At 67.3% G+C, this 10,087-nt stretch carries 8 protein-coding genes; 1 reads left to right on the top strand and 7 read right to left on the bottom strand.

Annotated features, from left to right (window positions below):
* Nucleotides 1-40: 40 nt before the first annotated feature.
* Nucleotides 41-439 (bottom strand): DUF937 domain-containing protein, encoded by a 399-nt coding sequence (locus B7P34_RS22895; RefSeq protein ID WP_106679325.1) that lies wholly within the window; start codon nt 437-439, stop codon nt 41-43.
* A gap of 215 nt (nt 440-654) precedes the next feature.
* On the opposite strand from B7P34_RS22895, the gene B7P34_RS22890 reads away from it, so the two are divergent.
* Nucleotides 655-2,934 (top strand): terpene synthase family protein, encoded by a 2,280-nt coding sequence (locus B7P34_RS22890; RefSeq protein ID WP_189382982.1) that lies wholly within the window; start codon nt 655-657, stop codon nt 2,932-2,934.
* Nucleotides 2,935-3,045: 111 nt separating this feature from the next.
* Here the strand turns inward: B7P34_RS22890 and B7P34_RS22885 are convergent, their stop codons facing one another.
* The 6 genes from B7P34_RS22885 to B7P34_RS22860 all read right to left on the bottom strand — a co-directional run bounded on the left by B7P34_RS22885 (nt 3,046) and on the right by B7P34_RS22860 (nt 9,563).
* The gene (locus tag B7P34_RS22885) at nt 3,046-3,816 is read right to left on the bottom strand and encodes an SDR family oxidoreductase (protein ID WP_106679323.1); all 771 of its coding nucleotides are present in this window, start codon (nt 3,814-3,816) and stop codon (nt 3,046-3,048) included.
* Complete coding sequence (locus tag B7P34_RS22880) at nt 3,809-5,014, bottom strand: MFS transporter (RefSeq protein ID WP_106679321.1); 1,206 nt, start codon at nt 5,012-5,014, stop codon at nt 3,809-3,811. Before B7P34_RS22880 ends, B7P34_RS22885 begins: the two co-directional genes overlap by 8 nt.
* Nucleotides 5,015-5,075: 61 nt before the next feature.
* Nucleotides 5,076-6,779, bottom strand: coding sequence for a thiamine pyrophosphate-binding protein (locus B7P34_RS22875; protein ID WP_106679318.1), 1,704 nt, complete (start codon nt 6,777-6,779; stop codon nt 5,076-5,078).
* Nucleotides 6,779-7,600, bottom strand: coding sequence for a phytanoyl-CoA dioxygenase family protein (locus B7P34_RS22870; protein ID WP_106679317.1), 822 nt, complete (start codon nt 7,598-7,600; stop codon nt 6,779-6,781). Before B7P34_RS22870 ends, B7P34_RS22875 begins: the two co-directional genes overlap by 1 nt.
* Nucleotides 7,601-7,627: 27 nt before the next feature.
* Complete coding sequence (locus B7P34_RS22865; protein WP_106679315.1) at nt 7,628-8,500, bottom strand: fumarylacetoacetate hydrolase family protein; 873 nt, start codon at nt 8,498-8,500, stop codon at nt 7,628-7,630.
* A 4-nt stretch (nt 8,501-8,504) separates the two neighbouring features.
* Nucleotides 8,505-9,563 carry a hypothetical protein gene (locus tag B7P34_RS22860; RefSeq protein WP_189382980.1) on the bottom strand — a complete coding sequence of 353 codons (1,059 nt, stop codon included), beginning with the start codon at nt 9,561-9,563 and terminating at the stop codon, nt 8,505-8,507.
* Between the last annotated feature and the right edge of the window lie 524 nt (nt 9,564-10,087).

The following is a 10,087-nucleotide window of genomic DNA, read 5'->3' as shown; positions in this document are numbered from 1 at the left end:
GGCCGCGGCGGTGCGGCGGCCGTCCCGCGGGCCGTGCGGTCTACCGCTTCCTTCCCCTGCGCTTGGCGATGGCGGTCATGACGACGGGCAGGAGCAGTTCGAGCGCCCGGGCGACCTGGGCGGCCGGCAGGCCCGTGCGTTTGGCGACGGTCTCGGCGACGGGTTTGGTGATCCTGCCGAGGACGCCGGACATCAGCCCGCCGCCCGGACCGCCGCCCAGCCCCTGCGCGAGGCCGCCGAACCCGCCGAGACCCGCCACGCCCGCCGGAGCCGCTCCGGCCCCGTTCTCGCGGGTGAGCTCATCGGGGAGGGCCGCGACGGTCTCCCGCACCATCCGCGTCGCCCCGTCGGCGTCGGTGCCGAGCTCCCCGGCGAGCTCCTGGATGCGGTCCTCGCCCAGCTCGTCCAGTACGTCCTTCTGCAGCGCTTCATCGCCCATGGGGCCGACCCTACGCGGGGCGAACAGATCTCGGTACGCAAGGTAGTGCGGCGGTCACCGTGCGGGACGGCGTGCGCCCGCGCGCCGTCCCGTCCGGAAGCGGCGGCACCGACCTCAAGATCCTTAAGCGGCGTGCTCCCGGATTTCACCTCATTGAGGGGAAATATGACCTTCCGATCTACCCGCCGGGGGCGCGCGAACTAGCGTGGGCGGCCATGTCACACCCTTTCGAACTCCCCTCCTTCTACATGCCGTATCCCGCGCGCCTGAACCCCCATCTGGAAGGCGCCCGCGAGCACTCCAGGGCCTGGGCCCGCGAGATGAACATGCTGGAGGGCTCCGGCATCTGGAGCGAGGCGGATCTGGAGGCGCACGACTACGCCCTGCTGTGCTCGTACACCCATCCGGAGGCCTCCGGCCCGGTGCTCGATCTCGTCACCGACTGGTACGTCTGGGTGTTCTTCTTCGACGACCACTTCCTCGACGTCTTCAAGCGCACCGGCGACATGGCCGGCGCGAAGGCCTATCTCGACCGGCTCCCGGCCTTCATGCCCCTCGACTGCGGCGCCACCCCCGAGCCCACCAACCCGGTGGAGGCGGGCCTGGCGGATCTGTGGGCCCGGACGGCCCCGGCGATGTCGCAGGACTGGCGCCGCCGCTTCACCGAGAGCACGCGGCACCTGCTCAACGAGTCGGTCTGGGAGCTGTCCAACATCAACGAGGGCCGGGTCGCCAACCCGGTCGAGTACATCGAGATGCGCCGCAAGGTGGGCGGCGCCCCCTGGTCGGCGGGCCTCGTCGAGTTCGCCGTGGGCGCCGAGGTCCCCGCGGCGATCGCCGCGAGCCGGCCGCTGCGCGTGCTCAGGGACACCTTCGCGGACAGCGTGCACCTGCGCAACGACCTCTTCTCGTACGAGCGGGAGACCGAGAGCGAGGGCGAGCTGGCCAACGCCGTCCTCGTGCTGGAGCGGTTCCTGGACTGCGGCACCCAGCAGGCCGCCGACACCGTCAACGACTGGCTCACCTCCCGGCTCCAGCAGTTCGAGCACACCGCCCTGACCGAACTGGCGCCGCTCTTCGAGCTCCACGGCCTGGACCCGCAGGCCCGGCACGACGTCTTCGCCTACGTCAAGGGGCTCCAGGACTGGCAGTCCGGCGGCCACGAATGGCACATGCGCTCCAGCCGCTACATGAACGACGCCCCGCGGGACGCGGTCAACGCACCCGGGGCCCTGCTCGGCGGGCCGCTCGGGCTGGGCACCTCAGCGGCGCGCCGCATCGCCTCCGTCGCGGCCACCGCGCCGGCGCGGCTGCGCAAGCACACGCACGTGCCCTTCCAGGTGGTGGGCCACCTGCCGCTCCCGGCCTTCCCCATGCCGTACCCGCTGCGGCTCAACCCCCACCTGGACGCCTCCCGGCGGAACAACCTCGCCTGGGGACACCGCATGGGGATGCTCGCGCCCGACCCGGCCCTCCCCGGCTCCGGGCTGTGGACCGAGGAGAAGCTCACGGACTACGACTTCGCCCTGTGCGCCGCGGGACTCCACCCGCGAGGCACCGCCGAGGAGCTCGACCTGGCGACGGACTGGCTGACCTGGGGCACGTACGGCGATGACTACTACCCCACGGTCTTCGGCGGGCGGACGGGGGCGGCCGGCATGGCCGCGGCGCAGGCGTGCACGGACCGGCTGCTGCTGTTCATGCCGGTGGACTCCCCCGGCACCCCGCGCCCGGAGCACGTCCTGGAGCTCGGCCTGGCCGACCTGTGGGCGCGCACCACCGGGGACATGACCAGGGAGCAGCGCGCCGATCTGCGCACGGCCGTCAGCACGATGCTCGACGCCTGGCTCTGGGAGCTGTGGAACCAGAAGCAGCACCGCATCCCCGAGCCGGTGGACTACATCGAGATGCGCCGCCACACCTTCGGCTCCGAGATGACCCTGACGCTCTGCCGCAACGGCCTCGGCGCGGCGCTGCCGCCGGAGATCTACCGCACCCAGCCGGTCCAGGCCATGGAGAACGCGGCCATGGACTACGCCATCCTGATGAACGACCTCTTCTCGTACCAGAAGGAGATCCAGTTCGAGGGCGAGATCCACAACTCCGTGCTGGTCGTCGGAAACTTCTTCGACTGCGGGCGCGAAGAGGCGCTGGGTATCGTCACCGATCTCCTGACCTCCCGGATGCGTGAGTTCCAGTACGTGGTCGACCATCAGCTGCCGGTCCTCATCGAGGACTTCGCTCTCGACGAGGAGGCCCGCGCGGGCCTTGGGCAGTACGCGAGGGAGCTGCAGGACTGGATGGCCGGGATCCTCAACTGGCACCAGGGGTGCCGCCGTTACCGCGAGGAGGACCTCCTGCGCCACAAGGCCGCTCCCCCGGCGGTCTCCGCACCGCCCGTGGGCACGCTCACCGGCCTGGGCACGTCGGGCACCCGGCTGACAGCGCTGCTGCGCGCGCCGCAACGGGCCGCCGGCGGTCAGCCGGTCGCCTGACGGAGCACGTCCCATCCGGCCGGTGCCGGATGGGACATTCCCTTCCCTTCGGTGGCGTCCGCACCACCGCACGTGACGCCTCACCGGGCCGGGACGTCACAGGTCCGCACGTCACAGGGCGGCGATCATCCCGCCGTCGCAGCGGAAGGCGGAGCCGGTGAGGTAACCCGCCCGGTCCGAGCACAGGAAGGCCGCCAGCTCCCCCATCTCCTCCGGCGTGCCGTACCTGCCGACCGGGATGAGGCTCTCCGCGCCCTCGCGGACCTGATCGGCAGTGACGCCCCGGTCACGTGCCCGCACCGCGTCGACCGACTGCACGCGCGGGGTGTCGATACGGCCGGGAATGATCGAATTCACGGTGATCCCGTCCGGGGCGAGCGCGTTCGCCAGCAGCTTCATGTACGAATGCACTGCGGCACGCACCACGGAGGAGGCGGCGAGCTCGTGAATCGGCACGATCACCGAGCTCGAAGAGACGTACAGCAGCCTCCCCCACTGCTTCTTCTTCATGCCGTCGACGACCGAGGCGACGACCTGCTGCAGTGACAGGAACATCGAGCCGAACGCCTGCGAGAAGTCATCCGCCGTCACCGTGCCGACCTTGCCGGGCCGGTATCCCGGACCGTTGAGCACGACGATGTCGAAATCCTTCCCGTGCCGCCGCAGCGTGTCCGCGATTCCTTCCGGGCGCGAGAGGTCGAGGCCGATCCCGGAAACGCCCGGCGTGCCGGCCGGAACCGTGATGGTCTCCGCTGTTTGGTCGGCCTTTCCCTGCTCCCGGCTCGCGATGGTCACGGCCGCTCCGTGCGCGGCGAGACTCCGCGCGATCCCCAGGCCGATGCCTGACGTCCCGCCCAGCACCAGGGCCGTCGTATCACGCACTGATCTTTTCCTTCCGGTTGGCGGCGGCTGTGAAGAGGTGAAGTGCCAGGAGCGCCACCGCGAAACCGATGAATATCAGCACGATGGCGGTGAACCCGGTGATGACGACGCTGTCGAACACCAGCAGCAGCACGCCGGTGAAGAACATCTTGATGGCACCCTGTACGGCACTGGCCGCGCCGCGGGCCGTTTCCACCGTGGTCATGCTGAGGGTCAGCGTCAGCGGAGCGATCATGCCGGAGATGAAGCCCAGCGCGACCGAGAACAGACCGATCTTCAGCAGGCTGCTGTCCAGGTCCGCGAAGGCCGAGACCCCGAACACCACCAGGTAGGCCACGAGGCCCCTGAGGTAGGTGTCCGTCGGCGACCAGCTGATCCAGCTGTTGCAGAACGAACCGCAGATGATGGACAGGGCGTACAGGATGTAGAAGAGGCTGTTGCCCACCGGGCTGACCCCCAGGGCGTCGAACGCGAAGGGTGCCGTCGCGTAGAACGCGATGGTGAAGGAGAAGATCAGCGCGGAGGCGATGCTGTACGACGTGAAGTTGACGTTCTTGAGCACGGTCGTATAGGCCTGCACCTTGCCCGCGTTCCCCTGGCTGCGCGCTGATGCCGGATGGGTCTCCGGCATCAGCGAAGCAATCATGATCAGCCCGGCGACGACCGCCGCGGCGAACAGCAGGAACTGCAGGTGCCAGCCGAAGTGGACACCGATGAAGCTGCCGATCAGCGGAGCCACGGCCGGCGACAGCTGACTCGCCATCGAGAAGTAGGAGAACGCCTTGCGCAGCTTCCCCGGCTCCTGCAGCGTGTCGACGATCAGCGCCCGGGATATCACGGTGCACGCGGCGGTTCCCAGCGCGGTGAGCACGCGGGAGATGTCCAGAGCGACGATGCTGTGGGCGGTGTATCCCACGAACAGGCCCACCGCCGCGACACCGAGCCCCGTCGCCAGGGCGATCTTGCGGCCCCTGGCGTCGGAGAAGCTCCCGTAGAAGAACTGCGCCAGGCCGAGGACGATCATGTAGAACACGATGAGGTTCTTCATGGTGCCCTGACCGACCGCCAGGTCCTTCTGGATGGCCGGGAGAGACGGGTTGAAGAAATCCACCGCCATCAACCCGATGACAACACTGAAAAAAGCGAAGAAGAGTACGCGCACTTCGTTGCTCGTAAACTTCGGCTTCGCACCAGACATCTCCGCCGCCTACCTCGTTGTTATTGCCGTGTGCATCTCGGATCCGTGTCAGACGGCCGTGCTATCCATTGCTGCCGCTCCTCGACCGGGCGAAGGCCTTCAGGTTCTCCCGGTACGACCCCGCCGGGGTGTCGGCGTCGCGATCGACGATGACGTGCAGGACGTGGACGCCGTCGCTGTCCTTGATCTTCTCCGCCACGGCGTCCAGCTCGTCGACCGACGTCACCCGGAAGCCCTCCGCCCCGACGGACTCGGCGAACTTCACCCAGTCGTGATCCGGCAGGACGCTCAGCTCCGGCAGGTTCTGCCGGTTGTTCATGCGCGTCGCGCCGTAGCTCGCGTTGTCGAAGATCGCGAAGATGATGTTCCGGCGGTACCGCACGGCGGTCTGGATCTCTATGCCGTTCATCAGGGCGCAGCCGTCGCCCGAGATGACGAGACCGGGCTCCTCCCGCGCGAACGACACCCCGATGCCGGCGCCGAAGGCCCAGCCCATCACCCCCATGTTGGTGCTGGAGTAGAAGCCGGCGTCGACGTGCGTCGTCCAGTAGTGCGTGGCGAAGGACCGGTGGTTGCCCATGTCCGCAACGCACCAGCGGTCGTTCAGCCACTTGTTCAGGGACAGCACCGCACGCGCGGGGTGCATCGCCCCGGTGTCCTCGGGAATGCTCTCCCACAGCGGCGTGCGCTCGGCGCGTTCCCGCAGCGCCGCGTTCCCGGGAAACGCCCGGCCGGCCAGGGAGGCCTCCCACCGTTCCAGGAACAGCAGCTCGTCGCACAGCAGCGTCCGGGAGCCCGGAGCGAAATTGCCGATGTCCTCGACGGAAGACGTCACTTCGATGACGTTCCGCGCGCTGGAGAGACCGGCGTCGTAGGCGCTGGTGTTGAACTGCGTGGGGCGGCAGCCCAGGAGCAGCACCGTTTCGGGGGTCTGCCGGGTGAAGAGTTCGGTCGCCCGCGGGTTGGCCGAGTACCCGAACACGCCGACACTGTTCGGGTGGCTCTCGGTGAAGGCTCCCTTGGCGTCCACGGTGGAGCCGACGAGAATGTCGTGGGATTCGGACAGCCGGGTCAGCAGGTTCCGCACGTCCCGCTTGTTGGCATGCGAACCGATCAGTACGGAGACGCTCGCCGACCCGTTGATCGTGGCGAGCACGCCGTCGAGGTCCTGCTGGTCGCACATCGTGCGCGAGGACCGCAACGCCCGTGTGCTCACGGCGGTTTCCGTGCTGTCCGCGGCCAGCACGTCCGCGGCGTAGGACAGGTACACGGGGCGCGTCGGGCATTCGACGAGATTCTTCAGGGTGCGGTTCCAGTACCGGATCGGGTGCTCGTCGCTGCGCACCTGCAGCGACGAGCTCGTCACCGGTGCGAGCACCGCCGCCATGTCGACGCTGCCCGTCGGCGTGACGTCCTGCAGCGCGTCATGGGCGTCGAAGCCCCGGGGAATGTGTCCCGACAGCAGGATGACGGGCGACCGGTCCGCGCTCGCGTTGATCAGTATGCCGACGGAGTTGGCCACGCCGGGGCCGTCCAGCGCCATCACCACGCCGGGCCCCTCCGCGGCCCTGGCGTAACCGTCGGCCATCGCCGTCGCACCGCCTTCGTTGGCGGCGATCACGGGTGCGATCCGGGGATTTCCTTCGCGATCGGCATCGCGGTAGTTCGACATGAACGCGTTGATCATCTTCCCCGGGACCATGAAGAAGGCCGAAACGCCTTCGTCCTGGAGGGAATCCAGGATCACGCGTGCGACGTTCGGCATCAGTGGGTTTCCTCTTCCACGATGTCGGACAGACCGCGGTATCCGAGACCGCCGGAGAAGACGGGTTTGCCGCAGGACTCCTCGATCAGCTCACGGGTGACGTTGGGAAGGTCGGCGAAGAAGTTGCTCGCCTTGTGGCTGGTGTAGTCCGAGATGTGCAGCTTCTTCGTCAGGCGGGCGCGCAGGTACTTCAGGTAGTCCTGGGTGACCGCGTCACCGACGGAGAACGTCCACTGCAGGGCGAGGCGTGACACGTCGGACTCGACCTGCGGGTGGGTTCCGCGGTGCACGGCGCGGTAATCGAAGATGACCAGATCGCCCGCCTTGCTCGCGATCGTGTTCTCCGGCGTGTACGTGTGGTTGCTGACGATCTCCTCGCGCTCCTCCCGGGAGCGCAGGGGGCTCGACTGGACGATGTCCATGCCCCCGCCGTGGACGGCGTCGTTGTCCTGGAGGAAGACGTTGAACATCAGGATCGCGGGGAAGTCCCCGGACTTGTTGACGGGCTTCGACAACATGCGGTCGTCGATGTGCCAGCCGATGAGCAGGGCCTTCCGGACCGTGAAGTTCGGGTACAGCAGCAGCGAACCGACCTTGTCGCTGAGGTCGGCCACCATGGCGTCGAACTTCTCGGAGAAGAGGGCGCCCTTCAGCTCGGGGCTCTCCAGGAAGCGGCTCGGCGGCATGGTGCCGTCACCGCTCGAAAGAATCTCCTCCGACACGGCGCGCAGGCGCTGCACGGTTTCCTGATCGAGATAGTTCTCGATCACGCAGTAGCCCTTTTCGGCAAGGGAGTCGAAGTGCTTGGCCTCGAATACCATTCTCAGTCCTTACTCGGTCTGCTACGACTACGCCGCTTCGACGGGGTGTTCCAGTACGCCCACGCCGGAAACCTCTGCGCGGACGGTGTCGCCGGGGGAGATCACCGCGGCTCCGGGAGTACCGGTCGATATCACGGTGCCGGCCGGGAGCGTGCGGCCGGCCGAGAAGTACTCGATCAGCCGGCCGATGCTGTACTTCATGTTGCTGACGGTGTTGCTCGCGACGACCTCGTCGTTCCGGTACGTGGTGATGCGGATGTCCTTGAGGTCCTCGAACTGCTCCCGGTCCCGCAGAACGAGGGACGGGCCGATGCTCGCGAAGGTGTCGAAGCCCTTGCTCCACGCGATGTACCGGAGGTTCTGCCGGAGGGCTCCCTCGTCCGTCATGTCGAGGCTGGTGGTGAAGCCGAGGACGTGGTCGAAGGCGTCCTCGGCGGACACGTTCTTGCACGTCTTCCCGAGGACGACACCCAGCTCCGCCTCGGCGGTGACGCGGGAGGACTGCCGCGGAATCCTGATGGCGTCGCCGTTGGCGATCACACAGGTGTAGGGGCGGTTGTACGAGCCCGGGAATTCGTCCTGGGTGGCTTCCAGATCCTTCGCGTGCGCCAGGAAGTTCAGCCCCGCGCCCCAGATCTGCGGTATGGACGACAGCATCAGGGACTTCTTGAGAGAGACCTCTCCGACGTCCAGGCCGTCGTGGCCCGCGGCGCGGTGCGCGCGGAACGCGTCGACCAGGAGGGGCATCTTCTCCATCGCGATGAGCCGAGCGAGATCGGCGGGCAGCGGCTCGTTCAGCGTGCTCGCCAGCCGGCGGACGGAGGCCTTGTAGCCGTCGTGGTCCTCGAGGATGACGTCCTGCTGCCGGTCGACCGGATACGGATAGACCTTCACGTTCATTTTCCTACTCCGTCTCGCGGAAGGACTTGGCGATGGCTTCGATGTCGGCGGTCGACAGGTCCTTCTGATAGGCCGTCGGCTTCACCGCCTCCATCAGCTGCATGGGGCTGAGCGAGTGCTTCTCTGCGGCGGCCGTGATGGCGGGGAAGTTCTTGGAGTGCAGCCCGTAGATCGCGCCGAGGACCTGCAGCTCGCGGTCGGCCTTGAGCGTCTCCAGACGGGAGACGCAGTGCTCGCTGGTGTGGGCGAGCGCGTCCGTGTTGTAGGTGCGCTTGCCTTCCTGCAGCTCCAGCACCGCGGCCATGTGCTCCAGCACGGCGTTGCCGGCGTCCCGGCCGAGCCCCGCCAGTGTGCAGTCGACGATCGAGGCGCCGTTGTTCATCGCGGCCAGGGAGTTCGCGTTGGCCAGGCCCAGGTTGTTGTGCCCGTGGAAGCCCAGCGGCGTCTTGAGCCGGCGCGATGCCTCGCCGAAGAGCTGTGCCGTGCGCTCGGGGAGGAACTGTCCCACCGAATCGACGAAATACAGGCCGTCGGGTTCGCAGGAGTCCTCGATCCGGGCGGCGATCTCCACGGCCTTTTCGGTGTCGTGGACATGGGACTTCATCAGGTTGACGAAGACCGTCAGACCAAGCTCTTTCGCGCGGGCGACGTGGTCGTACACGTTCTCGTACGACGTCATGTCGGACCCGATGCGGGTGTACTTCATTCCCGCGTCGGCCAGCGGTTCCAGATCGTCGGGGGAGGTGTAGTCCGCCACCGCGAACATGCCCCAGTTGCAGCTCTCGGGCAGATGCCGTGAGGCGATTCCGCACCATTCCAGATCGGTGATGTGAGATTCGGCGATCGTGTTGCCCCTGATGCCCAGGCCATGGCCGACTTCAATCCATTCCAGACCCGCCGCGCTGATCTCGGCGAGCAGGGTTTCGATCGTCTTCATGTCGAACTGGAAATTGACGGAGTAAGCACCGTCGCGGACCGTACAGTCCATGATCGTGTGCTGGTGCGGCTGCGGGATCGGTGTGCGCCTCTGGTTCATTGGCATGACTCTCTGCTTGTTGGTCACCTGTTGACGACGCGATGCGCGCATCAAATGGGCCCGGAACAGGGGAGAGGCCGTCATGGCGGATCGCTGGAATCCGCCTCGGCGGCTGCGGAGATGCTCGGTAGGCGGGCAGCCCGATGCGACCGTTCCGGCAAAATGCAGAACAGTCCGCAAAGGGCGGATCAACGGGCAGCAACGTGAAATCGTTGCGCCGTCACGTGTGTATCGATGTCAAAGCCGGGAAAGAAAGCCGTCGCCATGGCCGCGCCGGCGTTCGCCGACATGGGCACCGGTTGGCGAGGACGCGGCCCCGCCGGAACTCCGGTCTAGACCCTCAGGCATGCTCACGGCAGTCTTCCCCCGACTGTCCCGGCTGTTGAAGTACGCGGATCGTGTGGGACCGCCCCGTGTGGCGGTCAACCTCGGTGATCACTAAACCAAGATGCCTGTGTACCCCGCAACTACCTTTGGCTTTCTTGAAACGTTCTTTACGCGCTTGACGATCCGGGGCGGCGCGGGCCGCCAGTCCTCGATGTGCCGTCTGT

Origin of the sequence: Streptosporangium nondiastaticum, from assembly GCF_003011965.1 — a bacterium.
In the GTDB taxonomy this organism is placed as follows: Bacteria; Actinomycetota; Actinomycetes; order Streptomycetales; family Streptomycetaceae; genus Streptomyces; species Streptomyces nondiastaticus.
This window is presented reverse-complemented; position numbering and strand designations above follow the sequence as displayed.